At 60.4% G+C, this 18,491-nt stretch carries 17 protein-coding genes; 12 read left to right on the forward strand and 5 right to left on the reverse strand.

Going from position 1 to position 18,491, the window contains the following annotated elements; all coding sequences use genetic code 11:
* Positions 1 to 309 precede the first annotated feature (309 nt).
* The 3 genes from ACTJLB_RS16040 (at position 310) to ACTJLB_RS16050 (ending at position 2,971) form a co-directional block, all read left to right on the forward strand.
* Positions 310 to 453: a hypothetical protein gene (locus tag ACTJLB_RS16040; protein ID WP_440783831.1), complete on the forward strand. Its 144-nt coding sequence runs from the start codon at positions 310 to 312 to the stop codon at positions 451 to 453.
* 111 nt (positions 454 to 564) lie between these two features.
* On the forward strand, positions 565 to 1,668 hold the full coding sequence (locus ACTJLB_RS16045) for an AI-2E family transporter (RefSeq protein ID WP_440783832.1): 1,104 nt from the start codon (positions 565 to 567) through the stop codon (positions 1,666 to 1,668).
* A 244-nt stretch (positions 1,669 to 1,912) separates the two neighbouring features.
* Positions 1,913 to 2,971 (forward strand): 3-keto-5-aminohexanoate cleavage protein, encoded by a 1,059-nt coding sequence (locus ACTJLB_RS16050; protein WP_310351945.1) that lies wholly within the window; start codon positions 1,913 to 1,915, stop codon positions 2,969 to 2,971.
* Positions 2,972 to 3,085: 114 nt separating this feature from the next.
* Here the strand turns inward: ACTJLB_RS16050 and ACTJLB_RS16055 are convergent, their stop codons facing one another.
* Entirely contained in the window at positions 3,086 to 4,087 is a 1,002-nt protein-coding gene (locus ACTJLB_RS16055; RefSeq protein WP_020066904.1) for an AraC family transcriptional regulator, read from the reverse strand.
* A 386-nt stretch (positions 4,088 to 4,473) separates the two neighbouring features.
* Here ACTJLB_RS16055 and ACTJLB_RS16060 point away from each other — a divergent pair, with 386 nt between their 5' ends.
* The 8 genes from ACTJLB_RS16060 (at position 4,474) to ACTJLB_RS16095 (ending at position 12,356) form a co-directional block, all read left to right on the forward strand.
* Positions 4,474 to 5,796, forward strand: coding sequence for an MFS transporter (locus tag ACTJLB_RS16060; RefSeq protein WP_020066903.1), 1,323 nt, complete (start codon positions 4,474 to 4,476; stop codon positions 5,794 to 5,796).
* Positions 5,797 to 5,863: 67 nt separating this feature from the next.
* Complete coding sequence (locus ACTJLB_RS16065; protein ID WP_408172899.1) at positions 5,864 to 6,844, forward strand: quinone oxidoreductase family protein; 981 nt, start codon at positions 5,864 to 5,866, stop codon at positions 6,842 to 6,844.
* A 10-nt stretch (positions 6,845 to 6,854) separates the two neighbouring features.
* Entirely contained in the window at positions 6,855 to 7,703 is an 849-nt protein-coding gene (locus ACTJLB_RS16070) for a TauD/TfdA dioxygenase family protein (protein WP_088174036.1), read from the forward strand.
* 19 nt (positions 7,704 to 7,722) lie between these two features.
* A complete protein-coding gene (locus tag ACTJLB_RS16075) occupies positions 7,723 to 8,283 on the forward strand; it encodes an RBBP9/YdeN family alpha/beta hydrolase (protein ID WP_440783833.1) in 561 nt (186 codons plus the stop codon).
* Complete coding sequence (locus ACTJLB_RS16080) at positions 8,270 to 9,004, forward strand: DsbA family oxidoreductase (RefSeq protein ID WP_440783834.1); 735 nt, start codon at positions 8,270 to 8,272, stop codon at positions 9,002 to 9,004. The genes ACTJLB_RS16075 and ACTJLB_RS16080 overlap by 14 nt, the downstream gene beginning before the upstream one ends.
* An 86-nt stretch (positions 9,005 to 9,090) precedes the next feature.
* Positions 9,091 to 10,719: a 3-(methylthio)propionyl-CoA ligase gene (locus tag ACTJLB_RS16085; RefSeq protein ID WP_440783835.1), complete on the forward strand. Its 1,629-nt coding sequence runs from the start codon at positions 9,091 to 9,093 to the stop codon at positions 10,717 to 10,719.
* Between the two features lie 83 nt (positions 10,720 to 10,802).
* Positions 10,803 to 11,948: a porin gene (locus tag ACTJLB_RS16090; RefSeq protein WP_020066897.1), complete on the forward strand. Its 1,146-nt coding sequence runs from the start codon at positions 10,803 to 10,805 to the stop codon at positions 11,946 to 11,948.
* A 30-nt stretch (positions 11,949 to 11,978) separates the two neighbouring features.
* Entirely contained in the window at positions 11,979 to 12,356 is a 378-nt protein-coding gene (locus ACTJLB_RS16095) for a BON domain-containing protein (protein WP_020066896.1), read from the forward strand.
* A gap of 123 nt (positions 12,357 to 12,479) precedes the next feature.
* Here the strand turns inward: ACTJLB_RS16095 and ACTJLB_RS16100 are convergent, their stop codons facing one another.
* The 4 genes from ACTJLB_RS16100 to ACTJLB_RS16115 form a co-directional block, all read right to left on the reverse strand.
* The gene (locus tag ACTJLB_RS16100; protein ID WP_027804449.1) at positions 12,480 to 12,737 is read right to left on the reverse strand and encodes an RNA recognition motif domain-containing protein; all 258 of its coding nucleotides are present in this window, start codon (positions 12,735 to 12,737) and stop codon (positions 12,480 to 12,482) included.
* Positions 12,738 to 13,034: 297 nt separating this feature from the next.
* A complete protein-coding gene (locus tag ACTJLB_RS16105; RefSeq protein ID WP_440783836.1) occupies positions 13,035 to 14,396 on the reverse strand; it encodes a DUF3300 domain-containing protein in 1,362 nt (453 codons plus the stop codon).
* A gap of 128 nt (positions 14,397 to 14,524) precedes the next feature.
* Complete coding sequence (locus ACTJLB_RS16110; protein WP_087752064.1) at positions 14,525 to 14,833, reverse strand: hypothetical protein; 309 nt, start codon at positions 14,831 to 14,833, stop codon at positions 14,525 to 14,527.
* 286 nt (positions 14,834 to 15,119) lie between these two features.
* Complete coding sequence (locus ACTJLB_RS16115; RefSeq protein ID WP_374710001.1) at positions 15,120 to 15,335, reverse strand: hypothetical protein; 216 nt, start codon at positions 15,333 to 15,335, stop codon at positions 15,120 to 15,122.
* Positions 15,336 to 16,054: 719 nt separating this feature from the next.
* Here ACTJLB_RS16115 and ACTJLB_RS16120 point away from each other — a divergent pair.
* Positions 16,055 to 18,451: a phosphoketolase family protein gene (locus ACTJLB_RS16120; protein ID WP_440783837.1), complete on the forward strand. Its 2,397-nt coding sequence runs from the start codon at positions 16,055 to 16,057 to the stop codon at positions 18,449 to 18,451.
* Positions 18,452 to 18,491 lie beyond the last annotated feature (40 nt).

The raw sequence follows: 18,491 nt of genomic DNA on the forward strand, positions 1-18,491 counted from the left end.
CTCCTACCCAATACGTTGTTAGAACATCTCGCGCCCGTTGTGATGCCAACATCGAAGCGCGAGAAGAGTACGCCGCGTACGACCAAAGTCCAATACAAAACGTGCTTCAACGAATATACGCTGGAAGCTTGCATGCCTGTCACTGACAAACTCACCAGCAGATCACATTGGGGGCCCGTTATGAAAAAAGCGATTGCAACAGTGATGACCGTATCTCTCGCACTACTACCGCCTGTGTTCGCGTCGGCGCAAGATAATTCTGCGGCGCCCGCAGCCGCAGCCGCGGACCATCCGGATGAGATAGTGAAAATGCATCAACAGGTTGCAGCAGCCAATCGCGAGTACAACCGGGAAGTCGCGGCTGCAAAGAAGGTCTATGACCAGAAGAAGGCGGCCGCTAACAAGAAGCGCGACGCGGCGGTTGCTGCCGCGCACAGCGGCACGAGCGAGTAAGCGGCTTGCCGCCATACCAAAGTAGCGTGCGTGTCCGCGTTCATGCTCCGTCACTGGTCGGTCTGGCTTGTCGTTAGATGAATCGTCGCGACACTCTGCGAGGAGATTCCGATGCTGATCTCGCCGACCGGCTCCCGGAGCCTATCGAGAGAGCTGCTTGACGTATTGATCCGCGCCGGACTCGTGGCGGTGCTCGCTGTTTTCTGTTTCCGGATCTTCGTCCCGTTTCTGAACCTGATGGTCTGGGCGTTGATTCTCGCCATTACTCTCTATCCGCTGCAACTCAGGCTTCGACGACATTTTGCGAGAAGAGATGGTCTGGTCGCCACGATGATTATCCTGGTCGCGTTTGGCGTTATTCTGGTACCGACCTATCTATTGGGCGTGGCCATCGCCGATTCGATCGACCACATGATCGCAGTACTCAGAAGCGGTAGCTTCGCGATCCCGCCGCCTGCCGAATCGGTCGCGAGTTGGCCGCTAGTGGGCCCACGTGTGCATGAATTGTGGTTGCAAGCCTCGACTAACCTGACCGGTCTCGCTCAACGGTTTGCGCCGCAAGTCAAGGACGCTGGTCTTGCCGTGCTCGGTACGCTCACTGGCCTCGGCGCGGGCCTCCTGATCTTCTTCTTCGCGTTGATCATCGCGGGTATCTTCATGGCGCACGGGGAGAAGGGCCATCGCAGCGCGGTGTTGATCGCGTCGCGCATCTCAGGTCCTGAAAACGCGTTGGAAATAACCAGCCTGTGCACGACCACGGTTCGCGCAGTCGCCCAAGGCGTGGTCGGCATTGCGTTCATCCAGATGCTGCTCATTGGTGTCGCGTTCGTCGTCATGGGGATACCCGGCGCGGGTCTGCTCGCGCTCGCGGTGTTGCTGGTCGGCGTCATGCAGTTGCCCGCCACGCTGATCACTGCCTCTGTGATCGTCTTCGTGATACTCACGCAAGGGGCGAATGCATCGACGATTATCTTCTCTGTTTATATCCTGGTGGCAGGACTCGCCGACAACGTGCTGAAGCCTTTACTGCTTGGACGCGGCGTTGCAGTGCCAATGCCGGTCGTGCTGATTGGAGCGCTTGGCGGCATGGTGACAGCCGGGGTAATCGGCCTGTTCATTGGTCCCGTGATGCTTGCGGTCGGTTACAAGCTCTTCTGGCGATGGGTTAAAGAACAGCCGGAGCTCGAGCGCGTTGAGCAGCAGGAACGGTCTTGAAGTTGGCGTAAACACGTAATGGCATCCAATCACAAATATATGGCGCCCAAAGGTAAATCGCGTTTTGAGGTCACGGTATCTTCGTCGGACGAGTTCGTTTTTGCCGCGTCTGACGCGAAGGCGAACGTCCCATAGTTTTCGCGGAAAGGAGAGATGCCGGTGCTAGGCGAGAACCTTGTCAACGACAGGCACTCAGCAGCCCAATCTCTTTCCGCCTCCGTAGCCTGCCTTTTGAGACCCTGCCATGAACTTCCTCGACGGTTCCCTTTACACTGAAAACCAGCAACCGCTGATCATTACAGCGGCGCCGTATGCGCCGGCCTGGGTGCCTTCCGACTTCCCCGAAGATATCCCCGTCACCATTGACCAGCAAATCCAGAAGGCAGTGGATTGCTACAACGCCGGCGCCACCGTATTGCATCTGCACGTCCGCGAACTTGACGGCAAAGGCAGCAAGCGATTGTCGAAGTTCAACGAACTGATTGCTGGCGTGCGCAACGCAGTGCCGGAGATGATTATCCAGGTCGGCGGCTCGATCAGCTTTGCTCCGGAGACCGAAGGTGCCGCGGCCAAATGGCTGAGCGACGACACGCGTCACATGCTGGCCGAGCTCGATCCAAAACCCGATCAGGTGACGGTGACGATCAATACTTCGCAAATGAACGTCGTTGAACATTGGGAAGATGACGACGTCAAGGGAACCTCGATGGAGGATCCCAATGTCTACAATGCGTACAAAGAGATGACAGTGCCCGCCCAGCCAGGCTGGGCAGAAGAGCACATCCGCCGCTTGAACGCAGCCGGGATCCAGAGCGCTTTTCAGTGCTACAACATCAACAGCTTCGAGTCGGTCGAGCGGTTGATCCGGCGCGGCGTCTACAAGGGTCCGCTGGTGATGAACTGGGTGGCCATCGGCGGCGGCATGGACGCGCCGAATATCTATAACCTTGCCAACTTCTTGCGCGCTACGCCCGATGGCGCGGTACTGACAGTGGAAAGCTCGATGCGCAATGTGTTGCCGGTCAACATGATGGGTATCGCGATGGGCCTGCACGTGCGCTGCGGCATCGAAGACAACCTGTGGAATCAGTCGCGCACGCGGAGGATGAGCTCCGTCGAGCAGATCGAGCAACTGGTGCGCATTTCACGCGAGTTCGGCCGCAATATCGCCACCGCCGAGGAGGCGCGCGATATAAGCAAGATCGGCGTGTTCTACGATACCGTGGAAGAAACGCTGCTGGCCAACGGTTTCGCGCCTAACCGCAAAGGTGGCACTCAAGGCTTCCTGCGCAAGGCCGTCTGAACGCGGTGGGGCAGCGCGCAAGATGTACTCAACTGCGCCTGCCCGACCACGTCGTGCGTTGCGTCCATACAGAAGCAACGCCGGGCTAGTTCTGATGCAGGCCGCCAGTGCCGCTCATTTTGCCTGCCTGTTTCTCCAGTCGCGCGGCGCCATGCCGAAACGCGACCTGAACCAGTTTGTGAATGAACCCTGCTGGCTATAACCGAGCAGCGCCGCCACACGTCCTATCGGATAGCGCGAGTTGCTCATGTAGCGAACGGCAAGTTCTCGCCGTACTTCGTCGACCAGGTCTGAGAAACTGGTCTCGACCAATTCCAACTGGCGCTGCATCGTGCGGACGCTCAGACCCAGATGGCGGGCAACCGGCTCGACAGTACCTTGCTCCAGAGGCAGCAGCAGGTAGATTGCCTTGCGAACTTCCAGAGCCGTCGAATCCGTCCCGGCTTGCTTCAGTGGTGCGGCGAGGCTTTCGGCGTAGCGGACGAGTTCCGGGTCCGCAGCCGGATTGGGATAGTCGAGATCGGCGGCAGCGCACACGAAGCCGTTGAAGTCGCTGCCGAACTGCATCGGGCAGCCAAAGAAACGTCGGTGAAACGTCAGATCGGCGGGACCGGCGTGCGTGAAGTGAACGCTGCGCGGTTTCCAGTGGACGCCGAGCAGAGCACTGGAATGGCGAGCGAGAACTCCGAGTGCGAGTTCGATCGCCTGATTCGTCGGAGTACCGGCATCAACGACGAGTTCTTCGCGAATGGTGACCGTTGCACCGGCGTCTTCGACATAAACTGCAAGTGCTTCGTTGAGCAGATGGCGGTACTCGGCTGTGGCTAGCAGCACGTCGCGTAACGTGCGTTTGTGCGCGAGCAGAACATTGACCACACCTGTCCCGAACTGATGACGCGTTTCGGCCATTTGCAGAGCAAATGTTGGTGACGACGCCATCCTGGCGGTGAGTTCCAGCAGCCGGCAGCACGGGGCTACCGCAACGCGACTGTCCGGATTTGCAAGCGCAGCCGGATCTACCCCGACCTGTTGCGCGAGCTCCACGGGGTTGAGTCCGAGCCGCCGCGTTACGTCGAAATAACCGCTCATCGCAACCGACCGCAGCATCGTCTCCATTGCGTTTCCCCTCGTGGCAGCGAGCGCTTTGCTGTCCGCTCACGTACTGCTGATCGGCGATTGCGCCGGGCATCGGTGTTTTCACTAAGCGGCGTCAATTCGTAAAAGAATGGCGCGCAATCATTAAATTGTATTGCGCGATTCCCGTATCTTGCAATCACGACATCCCCTATGCCTCGGTCGATTCCGACCCGGACTTGCGAGTGTCGAAAGTTGCCGCCTCGTGCGGTGAGACGAAGGCGCCGCGCTGATGTGTGAAGCGTGCCGGGCTTTTGAAGGTGCTGATTTTTGACAGGCGCAGGGCAGGGCGAAGCAGTCATGGTGAATGAGCCTTTGCGCTGTCATCTGAAGACGACCGCTACGAGCCAGACGCGGAGGAGACAACTATGCTGATGCAGCATGTAGAACACACAACAGGCGATGTCCCGGTAAAAGAAGCGGACGTCCGCGCCTATGCGTGGGTGGTTTTTGCGTTGACCGTAGGATTGCTGCTTTCCGATTACATGTCACGGCAGGTACTGAATGCCGTCTTTCCGCTGCTCAAGGCAAGCTGGGCTTTGTCCGACACCCAACTCGGTTCGCTGAGCAGCGTGGTTGCGTTGATGGTCGGTGTGCTCACCTTCCCGTTGTCGGTACTCGCGGACCGCTGGGGACGCGTGAAGAGCATCGTGCTGATGGCGGCAATGTGGAGTCTCGCAACACTAGGCTGCGCGCTCGCGACGAACCACGGCGAAATGCTGATTGCGCGCGCTTTCGTCGGTATCGGTGAGGCCGCGTACGGCAGTGTCGGCATTGCGGTCGTGTTGAGCATATTTCCGGCGCGGCTGCGCTCCACGCTCACCGGCACATTCATGGCTGGTGGCGCATTCGGTTCGGTTCTGGGCATGGCCCTGGGCGGCACAGTGGCGGCTCATCTGGGCTGGCGCTCGGCGTTCGGCACGATGGCGGCCTTGGGTCTCGTACTGGTAATCGTCTATCGGTTCATCGTCACCGAGAAGCGGCTTGCGCTGCTTCAGCCGGCAAACGTAGGCAGACACGTACAAGGTCTGGGCGTGCGCATGAGTCTGCGCACGCTGATGAAAGGGCTTTTCTCCACTCGATCGGTAGTGTGCGCGTATATCGGCAGTGGCATCCATCTGCTGGTTCCCGCCGCAATGTGGGCCTGGATGCCGAGCTTCCTGAATCGCTACTACGGCATGCCCGTCAGTAAGGCCGCGATGAGTGCTGCGGTATTCGTGCTGATTACCGGGCTTGGCATGGTGGTGTGTGGGAATCTGGCCGACCGGCTCAGCAAGCGCGCACGCGAAAGAAAATGGATGGCTGCGATCGCATTCTGCCTCATTTGCTTCGCTTTACTGATCATCGGTTTGCGCATGCCTGCGGGTCCGCTGCAACTCGCGGTGATCGGCCTCGGCATGTTTTTCAGCGCTGGTGCAAGCGGGCCTTCCGGGGCGATGGTGGCTAACCTCACGCCGCCGTCTATTCACGCGTCGGCGTTTGCCACGCTGACACTGGCGAACAATCTGCTGGGTCTGGCGCCCGCCGCCATTCTGACGGGATTCATCGCCGACCGGATCGGCCTGCTCGGCGCGCTGCAGCTAGTGCCGTTTGCGCCTCTCGTCGCGGCTATTGCATTTTTCATCGGCAAGCGGAACTACGCCGGTGATCTTGATCGTCTGGATGCCCTGCGCGAGCGGGCCGTACGCTGAGCAGAGGTCCTGAGCTTCGGCGCGCGCATTTCATTTTGCAGTTTGAGTATTGGATAGGAGATTGAACATGGCTAGAGCGATCCGCTTCCATGAGACCGGTGGTCCCGAAGTCTTGCGTTATGAAGAGGTCGAAGTGGGCAATCCCGGAGCCGGGCAGGTCCGTTTGCGCCACGAGGCGATTGGCCTTAATTTCGCCGACACCTACTTCCGCAGCGGTTTGTATCCGGTGCCGATGCCTGCGGGTATGGGCGTCGAGGCCGCAGGGGTCGTCGAGGCCGTTGGCGCCGGCGTCACGAACGTCGCGCCAGGCGACCGCGTGACTTACACGGGCTTCGTCAATACGCTGGGCGCCTACAGTACCGAACGGCTGATCCCGGCTGCGCCTCTCATCAAGCTGCCCGAAACGATCTCGTGCGAAACGGCCGCCGGCATGACCATGCGCGGCCTGACGTGTGCCTACCTGATGCGCCGCATTCATGACTTCAGGAAGGGCGACACCATCTTGCTGCACGCCGCTGCCGGTGGCGTCGGTCTGATCGTGTCGCAATGGGCGAAGCTGCTTGGGCTCAACGTGATCGGCACCGTGTCGACCGAAGCCAAGGGTGAAGTGGCACGCGCGCATGGTTGCGATCACGTCATTAATTACAGCCGGGAAGACGTCGCGAAACGGGTGCGCGAACTGACCGACGGCGTCGGCGTGAATGTGGTGTTCGACAGCGTCGGCAAGGACACCTTTGAGTCATCACTCGACTCGCTCAAGCGTCGGGGGCTGATGGTGTGCGTCGGCACGGCGTCGGGTCCGATCCCGCCGTTCAATCCGCAGATCCTTGCAATGAAGGGATCGCTTTTCCTGACTCGTCCGGCGCTGGCAGACTACATTGCCGACCCTGCAGAAAAGAATGAGCTCGCCGCTGAAATATTCGGGCATGTCGCTGCCGGCCGTATCAGGATCGAGCTGAACCAGCGTTACGCATTGGAGGACGCGGTGCAGGCGCATCGGGACCTTGAGTCGCGCAAGACGACGGGTTCATCCGTCTTCGTCATCTAGGGAGCCAGCGATGCACGTCGAACCATTGACATGCGCAATCGGCGCAGAACTAGTCGGCGTCAATCTCGCCGACGCCATTCACGACAACGGCCTGTTTGGTGAGATCCGGGCGGCGCTGTTGAAACATCGCGTGCTGTTCCTGCGCGGACAGGACATCTCACGCGCCGAGCATGTAGCGTTCGCCCGACGCTTTGGCGACCTGGAAGATCACCCGGTCGCAGGTAGCGACCCCGAGTACCCCGGTCTCGTGCGCATTTACAAGACTCCGGATCAACCTAACGACCGCTACGAAAACGCATGGCACGCGGACGCGACTTGGCGCGAAGCGCCGCAGTTCGGCGCGGTCCTTCGGTGCGTCGAGTGTCCGCCGGTTGGAGGCGACACGATGTGGGCGAATATGGCACTCGCTTACGAGAATCTGCCGGAGCACATCAAGACGCAGATTGCCGACCTGCGCGCGCGACACAGCATCGAAGCGAGCTTTGGTGCCGCGATGCCGATTGAAAAGCGGCACGCACTCAAGGCGCAGTTTCCGGACGCCGAACATCCGGTCGTGCGCACGCATCCCGAGACTGGCGAGAAGATTCTGTTCGTGAGTGCTTTCACCACGCATTTCACCAACTACCACACGCCGGATCGCGTGCGCTTCGGGCAGGACGCTAACCCGGGTTCGGGCGATCTGCTGCGCTATCTGATCAGTCAGGCCTACATCCCGGAATACCAGGTGCGCTGGCGCTGGCAAAAGAACAGCGTCGCCATCTGGGACAACCGCAGCACGCAGCATTATGCGGTGATGGACTATCCGCCATGTCACCGCAAGATGGAACGAGCGGGAATCATCGGCGACAAGCCGTATTAACCGCAAAGAAGACCGCTTCATGACTACCGATACACAACCGACCATTCTGATGGTCCCGGGTTTGCGCGACCACGTTTCAGACCACTGGCAAACTCTGTTGCAGCACAAGTTGCCCAATGCGGTCTCGGTGCCCCCGCTCGAACACGACAAGCTCAGTTGCGCGGCACGCGTTGCCGCGCTTGACGCAGCGCTCGCGAAGATCGACGGCCCGGTAATCCTGGTCGCGCACAGCGCGGGCGTGATGATTACGGTTCACTGGGCACAGCAGCATAACCGCGAGATTCGCGGTGCATTGCTCGCCACGCCGGCCGATCTCGATACGCCGCTGCCGGCCGGTTATCCGACTATCGATGCACTGGCCGAAAACGGCTGGCATCCGACACCGCGCAAACGCTTGCCGTTTCCGAGCATCGCCGGGGCGAGCCGCAACGATCCGCTTGCGCAGTTCGATCGCGTATCTGCAATGGCGACCGACTGGGGCAGTCGCCTCGTCGATCTCGGCGAAGTGGGGCACCTCAATCCCGCGGCGGGTTTTGGTGTGTGGGCGATGGCGGAGACACTGATCGATGAACTTGTGTGATCAGAACTGGATCGTCCAGGCGGAACGGCACGTTGAAAACAAAGTGGGTCGGCAAGTCGATTCGAAGCGCAGTCTGACAATTGACGCCTTTTTCGATTTCATCTGCCCATGGTGTCTGATTGGAAAACGCAATCTGGAGAAGGCCATAGCCGTCTTTGGCGGACTGCGCCCCGACGCACAGGTGAAGGTGCGATGGCGGTCCCATCAACTCCTTCCTTACACGCCACTCAATGGCCTGCCGTACCAGGATTTCTGTCGCGAGCGCCTCGGCGGTCCGGAAGCCGTGATCGCAAGGCGCGCAGAAGTGCAGCGAGCTGGAAGAGAAGCCGGTATCGACTTTGCATTCGATCGGATCAGTGTGTTGCCTAACACCGCCGCCGCGCATGAACTGGTCGCCTTTGCTGCGAATCGTCTCGGCGAAGCGCAACGCGCAACACTGGTCGACCGCGTCCTGGTCGCCTACTTTCTGGAAGGCGAGGACATTGGAGACCGCGAGGTTCTCGAGCGTCTCGGGCAGGACTGCGGTCTGGATGGCGAGAGTCTCAGGACGTATCTGACGCAATGGGTGCGCCGCGTCGATGGAATCGGCCGACGCGTGTCGCGCCACCAGTCACGAGTAAGGGGCGTGCCGCACTTCGTGTTCAGCACGGGATACACGTTCTCGGGCGTTCATTCGCCTGAGGTCATTGCTGCGCTCATGGTTTCGGCCACCCGAAATTGAAAGAACTGAAGTTGTCACGACGTATGCCGGTTGTGTGGCAGAGGAACCGGCGCGCGTGCTACTGCAGTCACTCAGGAGAACAAAGAATGCAAGGCTTGATGATGGAGCAACCGCTGCTGGTCGCTTCGCTGCTCGTGCATGCTGAACGCCATCACGGCGCACAGGAAATTGTGTCGCGGCGAGTAGAAGGGGACATTCACCGGTACCAGTACCGCGATCTCGCGCAACGCGCGCGCCGCATGGCCAACGCGCTGGCAGGTCTCGGTGTGCAGCCAGGCGAGCGCGTCGCGACTCTTGCGTGGAACGGTTACCGGCACATGGAGATGTACTTTGCAGCGTCGGGCTCGGGGGCGGTGTTGCACACGCTCAATCCCCGGCTGCACGTCGAGCAACTGGCTTACATCATCGATCATGCGGAAGATCGCGTCGTGTTCTTCGATCTGACGTTTCTGCCGCTGATCGAAAACGTCGCGTCACGCGTCAAAAGCGCAAAGGTCTTCGTAGCCTTGACCGATCGCGCGAATATGCCGGAGACGCACAGTCTGTCCACGAAGCTGCTGTGCTATGAGGATCTGATCGACGCCAATAGCGACGTTTTCGACTGGCCGCTGCTCGACGAGAACAGTGCGTCGTCGCTGTGCTACACGTCAGGCACCACGGGCAATCCAAAAGGTGTGCTGTACAGCCACCGCTCGACCGTATTGCATACCTACGCGGCCGCGTTGCCCGATTCGCTCAACTGCTCGGCGCGCGACTCCATCCTGCCGGTCGTGCCGATGTTCCATGTGAATGCGTGGGGGCTCCCGTACATCGCCTGCATGGTGGGCGCGAAGCTGGTGTTTCCGGGACCCGCGCTCGATGGCGAATCGCTTTATGAACTGATCGAGACCGAGCAGGTGACGCTATCTGCTGGCGTGCCGACGGTCTGGCAAGGATTGCTCGCTCACGTCGACGCGCTGGGGCGAACGTTCTCGTCGATGCGGCGCACGGTGATCGGCGGCGCACCCTGTCCCACCGTTATGGCCGCAGCATTCCAGGAGCGCCATGGTGTCGACGTATTGCACGCGTGGGGCATGACGGAGTTGAGTCCGGTCGGCACGGTATGCAGTCTCAAGGCGCATCAGCTCACGCTGCCGCAGGCGGATCGTTACGCGGTCCAGGCAAAGCAGGGACGTGCGGTGTTCGGTATCGACATGAAAATCGCCGGCCCCGACGGCGAAGAGTTACCGTGGGACGGCAACGCGACTGGCGACCTGCTGGTACGAGGTCCGTGGGTCACGAGGCAGTACTTCGGTTGCGACGCTGAGTCGCCGCTGCGCGACGGATGGTTCCCGACCGGCGATGTGGCGAAGATCGATCGCGACGGTTTCATGCAGATCACGGACCGCAGCAAAGACGTCATCAAATCGGGCGGCGAATGGATTAGCTCCGTCGAAATCGAAAACGTCGCCTACCTGCATCCCAAAGTGACGGCTGCGGTCTGCATCGGCGCGCGACATTCGAAGTGGGACGAGCGGCCGCTGCTGGTGGTCGTTAAAAAGCCGGACAGCGCGCTCACCCAGGACGAACTACTGGCGTTCTTTGACGGGCGGGTAGCGAAGTGGTGGACGCCCGACGCGGTGGTATTCGTTGACTCGGTTCCATACGGCGCGACCGGCAAAGTGCTCAAGCACCGGTTGCGGGAGCAATTCGCGGACTATTTTTTACCGAACTGACACGCCGGGTTATCAAGGCAGCTTCGTTCGAGCAACAGCAAAAAAAAAGCCGGTCATGTCCGGCACCACATTGGAGACACAGAATGAAATTGAAGTTGAGCGGCGCCGCGGCGCTGTTATTGTTCGCGGTTGCCGCCCATGCGCAATCGACGGTTACGCTCTACGGCGTACTCGATAGTGGCCTGCTCTATCAGAGCACTTCGGCGGCAACGTTCCTGCCGACCGCGCGCAATCAGGGGCATGTCTATCAACTGAAGGATGGCGGCATCTACGCGAGCTTCTGGGGCTTGAAGGGAAGCGAAGACATTGGTGGCGGATACAAGATCAACTTCAGGCTGCAGGGCTCGTTCAACAGCTCGAACGGCAGGATGGGGCTGCCTGACACGCCGGGCACCACCGCGATCTTCAATCAGTACGCGATGATTGGCGCGTCCGGGCCATTCGGCTCATTCGATGCCGGCCGCCAGATCATTCCGATGATCTACGCAATGGCTGAAACCGACGTTCGCGGCGCACAGTATTTCGGAAGTATCCTGACCGCGTGGCTCGGTGTGAATCAGGCGGCGGGCTGGCCTGGCACGAGCACGAACGCACCGATCGGCGCGCTGTATGACAGTAACGCGTTGGTCTACACGTCGCCGAAATTCTATGGAGCGTCGCTCGCACTCGAGTACGCACCGGGAGGCGTCGCGGGCCAGTTCCAGGGTGGCACACGCGAGTCGGCCGTGCTCAAGTACTCGAATTACGGTCTGAATCTATCCGCCGTGTACTACAACGGACACGATACCAATCCGTATCCGATTACTTATCCGGCAACTCCGGCGGCGGTGCCTACGGGACAGGCGAACAACCGCTTTTACTACTTTGGCGCGCTGTACTCGATCGCAGGATTTTCGATTTCAGGCTCGTACGGCGTGGGTAAGAATCCGGCCAGAAGTGACACCGTGAATTTCGAAATGGCGTCGGCCGGGCTAGGTTATCAATTCAGCCCGCGATTCAAGGTCACTTCCGGTTTCTACTATCTGAAGGATCGAAACCATTCAGCAAATCATTCGAGCGAATTCTCTTTGGGGGCGGAGTACAACGTGTCCGCTCGGACCAAGGCCTACGCACAGGTCGGCTACGTCGACAACAAAGGGACCATGAACCAGACGATCATCTATGGAGCTCCGGTCGCACCGGGGGTGTCTACAACGGCGGCGATGGTCGGCATCCGCCATACGTTCTGATTGCTTTATTCTTATCGACCGGAGTAATCCATGAAATCTATTCGCGTTCTCGTAATGGCCGTGGCCACGTTGATCGTTCCGCTTTCCACCAACGCATGGTCACAGGCAAGCGAGATGGCTAGCGCACCTGGGGGATCGGCGAGTGCAGCCTCGGGCAGCGCAGCACCGGTCACGGGCAGAAAAGCGGATCGCGCGCTACGCAGGAAGGTCTATGCCGCGATCGTCAAGCACAAGGAGATCCGCGCCGGAGATATCAGCGTCATCGCAAAAGACGGTGCGGTGACATTGAACGGCACGGTCACGGATGCGGCGCAGATCGGCCAGGTCGCAGATATCGCAAAAGCGGTTGACGGGGTCACGTCCGTGACTAACAAGCTGGCTGTGAAGAAGCCATTTGGCGGCATGTAGGCGACGATAGCCCGCACGCAATGATGCATTGGAGCAGGCCGAAGCAGGCGCGACTCAAATGCCGTTTTGGCATGCGGGCAAGCCGCACGGCGGCCTGAGCCACGCACTGAGATATTTTTTCGCTTAGCTGTCGTCGCGCTCTGGCATGACCTGCACGACGATGGTCCGGTTCTTCCAGAACATGTTGTGGATCCGCGATTGCAAATTCCGTAAAGCGTCCGGAGACGTGTCGTGAAAAGTCACCACAACGGCGGGCCGCGTGCCGGTTCCCTCGACACGCTTGATTTCGTCGAATGACGGGAATCCGTACTTGATCAGAAATTCCCTTATTTCGTCGTCCGATGTGTCGTCTTGCACATTGCCTATCCATATGTCTGCCATGATGCCTCGCTCCAATTTCCCGAATTTACCGCTCAGGCCACGATGGACGTCGATATTTGAAGGCGCGCGACTTGCCATCCGGCTTTACGTCGTCGCTTGAATCGTGAAGGCCGCCGCATACCGCGGCAATTGGACCAAAGTCCTACACATCCAAGGCCGTCGGAATGATGTCGCCGGTAGTGCGACTATCCGCGCGATGATCAGGCGCTCAGCTCGCACGCGAGCGCGACGGTAGGTGGTGCACCCATGACTACATGCCGACGAAATCGCCGTGGTGATGTCACGGTTCGACGCTCTCTAGCGTCTGCCACCGCGTCCGCCGCCGCCGGCCCGCATACCGCCGCCGCCGCCGCTAGGTCGGCTGAAGCCCGAGCCTTGCATGCTGGAGCGTCCACGGTCGGCGCTGCGCTGCGTCGCGCCGCCTGCGCCGACGCCCTGAAAGGCGTTGTCGCGACCCCCGCCGCTGAAGCCGCCACCGGCGCCGCCCGCACGGTCGCTGGTGCGTGACAGGTCGCCCGCGCCAGCGCGGTTCGAGACGCCGCCGCGCTCGCCGGCCGCGGACCGGTCCGCGCTTCCCGCGCGATTTCCCGCGTTTGCGTTCGATCGGTCCGCTGGCCCTCGGTTATTCGCATTCGACCGATCTGCCGTTCCAGCACTATCGCCTGCGCCCGAACGGTCGGTGCGCTGGCCTCGGTCCGCCGTGTTGGCGCGGCCGCCGCCCGTCGTATCGCGTCCACGGAAATCATTGCGGCCCTCCGCGCCGCCGACGTTGCGCGAGTACTTGTCACGGGTCGCGTTGTCGCGATAGGCGACGCCTTGACGATGGCTGCCGTCGTGTTGCCAGCGTCCGCCTTCGACCTTCGTGCGGTCGAAGTTGCGATCGATGTTCGCCGCCTTGTTGACATTGATATTGACGTCGCCGCCGCCCCAGTTGGCATTGCCGAAGATGGCACCGGCGGCGGCGAGCCCGACGCCCCAGGCAAAACCCGTTGCCAGCGCCGCACCCGGATAGTAGGCCGGGTAAGGCGGCCAGTAGGTGGGCGGGTAGGCCGGGTAACTCCACGAACCATACACGGCCGTCGGGTTGTAGGCGGGCACGTAGATGACCTGCGGATTGGCAGGCTCGATCTTCACGATGGTCTGCCCGCCAGCGGGCGCCGCTTCGACTATCACGTTCTGCTGTTCGTTCGACTTGAGGTTGCCCGACTCCTTCGCGCGGGCGCGCAGACGCTGCACAGCGGCGAGCACGTCTTTCTGCTGCGCGAGGAACGCGTCGCCGAGCTTCTGGGTCCAGTCCAGCTTGTCGTTCATGGGTTCGAGAATCTGTGGGAAGGCCACCATCGATTTCACGCTGACGTCCCACGGCTCGTTCGCGACTGCCTTCACGGCGGCGTCGCCCGTGATTTTCGGATTGCTCTTGACCCAGCGCGCCGCATGCACGATTTCCAGCGGGTAGGTCGACGCCATCAGTACTTGCGACAAAACGGAGTCCGGGTAAAGGGCGATCGGCGCGACCAGCGCTTCGATCTCTTCCGGCTTGAAGGGCTCGCGCGGCGGCGCCTGGTCGGTCTGGGCATGTGCGACCCCCGCTGCCAGGGTCAGCGCGACGAGCAGCCACAGCCACGGCGCTGTGGCCCATCGATGGTTCCACGAAGACATGGCTGCTCCTTGAAACTGGTAAGGCCTACTGAAAACGACGACGAACCGACAACTTGCGAAATGTACAACGGTTACTTTGCTTCCCTTCCCGGCGACATTCATCGGCGGGACACTTCATTTGAGCGCGATCACCGCCCCATTCGCCGGTCGTAGCCGCGCGAAATGCGATCGAGCAGCGTAGGGTTGCGCGTGGGCGAATTGAACTGCACGACGACGCTGCCATCGGGTTGCTGGCGCACGCTCGCCGTCACCGTGCTGCCGTCCAGTTCGCCGACGACGGTGCCGGTGCCGGGGTCCTGGACGCTGATTACCAGACCTTCGTCGCGCATTGCGCCCGCTGCCGCAGAGAACGAGCGGTCGAAGCTGGCCGGGACGGTGACAACGGTGCCGGGCGGCGGCGCGTAATACGGGCAGCCGGTCAACGGCAGCACCAACATGCAGACGCTGAAGAGTACAAAGCGCCTGAAGTACACAGCGGTGCTTTTCACGGAACCGACTCGACTGGCCTCGTCTCCGCGCTCGTGAGAGCGACCCTCACACGATGAAATCATCGTTGTTCCCCCGGTTAATCACGATGCCCCGGAACGCATAACTTGTTATCCCTTCAAGAGGCCTGCGGCGGATGGCGGCGCCCTCATCCTTTGCGGCGTCGTTCCGGCAAGCAGTTACTGCATGGATCTGCTGGCAAACAATAGCGGGGTTTTCACGGAGGGTCTTCGCTACTCAATACTTAATATCGCGCGCGGTCTGACGTCCGTGCTGCTTGGTTTGCCGCTTATCCTGCCGGCATTGGGAATTGCTCTTTTGATCTGTGGCACGGCACTCCTGCTTGGTATGTCGCGAACCCTGGCGAGTGTCCTGACGGACGTCCCGCCCCGCGCGACGCTGTTGCGCTTGCTCCGTGGCCCCCGACGACGCCGGCAAGGTCACCAGAATCATCGCCGCTAGTGCAGTGATCGGCAGGCGGTTCCATGCGGGCATGGTGTCATCTCCAATGGGCGATATCCTGAAGCCTGCATCTGTTCACAACTATTTTGGCGGCGATTCAATCAGCGTATCTGGTCACCCGAGGCTTGACGTCATTGCACGGCTAACATCGAGTCCTCGCCAGCTTCAGGCGACATTGCCTGGGCTATCCGCCGTATCGCGCAACAACGGTCGACCGCTTCCCGATATGCGCGAGGCGTGCATACGCAGTATGTGCAGCTTATCAGTGCGATGGGCCGCGAACATCGGACCTTGGTCCTACCGATGCGTGCAGCGCGAGCACTGCACGTCTCCCACGCGCTTGTTGGACCAAAGGCCTATTTAAGTTGCCACGCGAGGCTAGTAGGCTCGTTTTGAGATCGTCGCTGCGTCATCTCCCTGAGATGCGAAGCGTCGCACAGGTGCAGGCTTCGTATGCTATGCGCCGGTTGTGCGCCGCACCGTTGCGTAGCGCTTTGTCACACGATCGGAACTGGTTCGCCGCATTCCCTTCCGCACTCTCAACAGGACGTCATAAAGCACTGTGAAGACGTTAAGTACTTCACAAAAGATAGCGCTAGAGACTGCTATCGGTGCAGGGCGGCGCGAAAAATCAACAAGACGCGTAGATGCTGTGCCCCATTCGCATTTGCACGCGTCTGGATGAGACCTGCTGTTCAGGAGACTACGTTATGAGCGAGCAATACGCCGCGGGCGCTTCGCAAACGGCTGCCCTCAATGCCGATGAACTTCGACTGATCAATGCCTGGTGGCGGGCATGCAATTACCTCTCGGTCGGAATGATCTATCTGATAGACAACCCGTTGCTGAGAGAGCCGTTGAAGGCCGAACACGTGAAGCAGCGGCTACTGGGGCATTGGGGCGCGAGTCCGGCGCTTTCGTTTGTCTGGGCGCATTTGAACCGGGTGATCAAGCGCGATGACCTCGACGTGATCTTCATGGCCGGCCCCGGGCATGGTGCGCCTGGCGTGCTCGGCCCCGCCTATCTGGAGGGCACCTATTCCGAGGTGTATCCGGACAAGAGCGAAGACGCGGAGGGTATGCAGAAGTTCTTCAAGCAATTCTCGTTTCCGGGCCACATCGGCTCTCATGTCACACCCGAAACGCCCGGCTCGATCCATGAAGGCGGCGAACTGGGCTACAGCCTGTCGCATGCATACGGCGCCGCATTCGATAACCCGGATCTCATCGTTGCCTGCGTGGTCGGCGATGGCGAAGCGGAAACCGGCCCGTTAGCAACGGCCTGGCATTCCAACAAGTTCGTCAATCCCGCTCGCGACGGCACCGTCTTGCCGATTCTCAATCTGAATGGCTACAAGATTGCCAATCCGACTGTCCTCGCGCGCGTCAGCCACGAGGAACTCGAGGCGCTGTTCGTAGGCTATGGCTACAAGCCGTTTTTTGTCGAAGGCTCGGACCATGCAGAGATGCATCAGAAGATGGCCAGCACGCTCGACGCCGTGGTTGCGGAGATTCGCGCTATCCATGACAGGGCGCGCTCAGGCTCGCAGGTCGAGCGGCCCCGCTGGCCGATGATCGTGCTGCGTTCGCCGAAAGGGTGGACCGGACCCAAAGAGGTCAACGGGCACAAAGCGGAGGGCTCGTGGCGATCGCATCAGGTGCCATTCTCCGAGGTACGTAGCAATCCCGCGAATCTTGCGCTTCTGGAAAACTGGCTGCGCAGTTATAAGGCCGAGGAACTGTTCGATTCCGACGGCCGGCTGATTCCTCAACTGCGAGACCTCGCGCCCGTGGGACCACGGCGCATCAGCGCGAATCCGCATGCGAACGGCGGAGTATTGCGCAGGGAGCTGAAGCTGCCCGACTTCCGTGCCTATGCGGTGGACGTCAGCCGCGCAGGCAAGGTGCTGTATGAGAACACCCGGCCGCTCGGAGAATTCCTGCGCGACACGATGCGCAAGAACATGACCACCTTCCGCGTGTTCGGCCCTGACGAGACGGCTTCTAACCGGCTCCAATCCATCTACGAAGCCAGCAAGAAGATCTGGATGGCCGATCTGCTCCCGGAGGACGAGGACGGCGGCGAATTGACGCGAGACGGCCGCGTGATGGAAATGCTCTCGGAGCACACGCTGGTGGGATGGCTCGAGGGTTACCTGCTTTCAGGGCGGCACGGTTTCTTCCATACGTACGAGGCATTCGCGCATGTGATCGATTCGATGTTCAACCAGCATGCCAAATGGCTGGACATCTGCAAGAACCATGTGCCGTGGCGAGCGTCGGTGTCGTCGCAGAACATTCTGTTGTCGTCGACTGTTTGGCGGCAGGACCACAACGGTTTCTCGCATCAGGACCCCGGTTTCATCGACCTCGTGACCAACAAGGCGCCTTCCGTCACACGGGTTTACCTGCCTCCGGACGCGAATACGCTGCTCGTGGTAGCCGACCGATGTTTGCGCTCGACCGACTGCATCAACGTCATCGTGGCGGACAAGCAGAAGCACTTGCAGTTCACCACGATCGACGAAGCGATAGTGCATTGCGCGAAGGGCCTGGGTGTCTGGCGGCGCGCAAGCAATGACGAGGGCGAGGAGCCGGACGTCGTCATGGCCTCGTGTGGCGATGTCGCCACTCAGGAATCGCTGGCGGCAACGGCAATTTTGCGTGAGCGATTGCCCGAGCTCAAGCTGCGCTTTGTGAACGTGGTGGACCTGTTCAGGATGCAGCCGGCGAGCGAACACCCGCATGGCTCGACCGCGCGCGAGTTCGACAGCCTGTTTACGGTGAACAGGCCCGTCATCTTCAACTTTCACGGCTACCCGTGGCTGATCCACAAGCTCGCCTATCGTTTCCGCAACCACGAGAATCTGCACGTTCGCGGTTACAAGGAGAAGGGCAACATCAACACGCCTCTCGAACTCGCGATCCTCAATCAGGTGGACCGGTTCAATCTTGTCATCGATGTTCTCGACCGCGTGCCGCGATTGCAGGGTAGGACGGCGCATCTCAGGGAAGACATGAAGAACGCGATTATCAGCAACCTGAACTATGCGCACACGCATGGCATCGACCGCCCCGAGATTACCGACTGGGTCTGGCCTGACTGAGTGTCCCCGCAGCGCGAGCGCCGCGCAAAGCCGTGCCGTT

Source organism: Paraburkholderia sp. 22098, from assembly GCF_052045935.1.
Lineage (GTDB): Bacteria > Pseudomonadota > Gammaproteobacteria > Burkholderiales > Burkholderiaceae > Paraburkholderia > Paraburkholderia caledonica.

What these genes read in the sequence shown, in the direction of transcription:
- ACTJLB_RS16040 (WP_440783831.1), top strand. Translation starts at nt 310, where the DNA reads ATGCATCAACAGGTTGCAGCAGCCAATCGCGAGTACAACCGGGAAGTC.
- ACTJLB_RS16045 (WP_440783832.1), top strand. Translation starts at nt 565, where the DNA reads ATGCTGATCTCGCCGACCGGCTCCCGGAGCCTATCGAGAGAGCTGCTT.
- ACTJLB_RS16050 (WP_310351945.1), top strand. Translation starts at nt 1,913, where the DNA reads ATGAACTTCCTCGACGGTTCCCTTTACACTGAAAACCAGCAACCGCTG.
- ACTJLB_RS16055 (WP_020066904.1), bottom strand. Translation starts at nt 4,087, where the DNA reads ATGGAGACGATGCTGCGGTCGGTTGCGATGAGCGGTTATTTCGACGTA.
- ACTJLB_RS16060 (WP_020066903.1), top strand. Translation starts at nt 4,474, where the DNA reads ATGCTGATGCAGCATGTAGAACACACAACAGGCGATGTCCCGGTAAAA.
- ACTJLB_RS16065 (WP_408172899.1), top strand. Translation starts at nt 5,864, where the DNA reads ATGGCTAGAGCGATCCGCTTCCATGAGACCGGTGGTCCCGAAGTCTTG.
- ACTJLB_RS16070 (WP_088174036.1), top strand. Translation starts at nt 6,855, where the DNA reads ATGCACGTCGAACCATTGACATGCGCAATCGGCGCAGAACTAGTCGGC.
- ACTJLB_RS16075 (WP_440783833.1), top strand. Translation starts at nt 7,723, where the DNA reads ATGACTACCGATACACAACCGACCATTCTGATGGTCCCGGGTTTGCGC.
- ACTJLB_RS16080 (WP_440783834.1), top strand. Translation starts at nt 8,270, where the DNA reads ATGAACTTGTGTGATCAGAACTGGATCGTCCAGGCGGAACGGCACGTT.
- ACTJLB_RS16085 (WP_440783835.1), top strand. Translation starts at nt 9,091, where the DNA reads ATGCAAGGCTTGATGATGGAGCAACCGCTGCTGGTCGCTTCGCTGCTC.
- ACTJLB_RS16090 (WP_020066897.1), top strand. Translation starts at nt 10,803, where the DNA reads ATGAAATTGAAGTTGAGCGGCGCCGCGGCGCTGTTATTGTTCGCGGTT.
- ACTJLB_RS16095 (WP_020066896.1), top strand. Translation starts at nt 11,979, where the DNA reads ATGAAATCTATTCGCGTTCTCGTAATGGCCGTGGCCACGTTGATCGTT.
- ACTJLB_RS16100 (WP_027804449.1), bottom strand. Translation starts at nt 12,737, where the DNA reads ATGGCAGACATATGGATAGGCAATGTGCAAGACGACACATCGGACGAC.
- ACTJLB_RS16105 (WP_440783836.1), bottom strand. Translation starts at nt 14,396, where the DNA reads ATGTCTTCGTGGAACCATCGATGGGCCACAGCGCCGTGGCTGTGGCTG.
- ACTJLB_RS16110 (WP_087752064.1), bottom strand. Translation starts at nt 14,833, where the DNA reads ATGTTGGTGCTGCCGTTGACCGGCTGCCCGTATTACGCGCCGCCGCCC.
- ACTJLB_RS16115 (WP_374710001.1), bottom strand. Translation starts at nt 15,335, where the DNA reads ATGATTCTGGTGACCTTGCCGGCGTCGTCGGGGGCCACGGAGCAAGCG.
- ACTJLB_RS16120 (WP_440783837.1), top strand. Translation starts at nt 16,055, where the DNA reads ATGAGCGAGCAATACGCCGCGGGCGCTTCGCAAACGGCTGCCCTCAAT.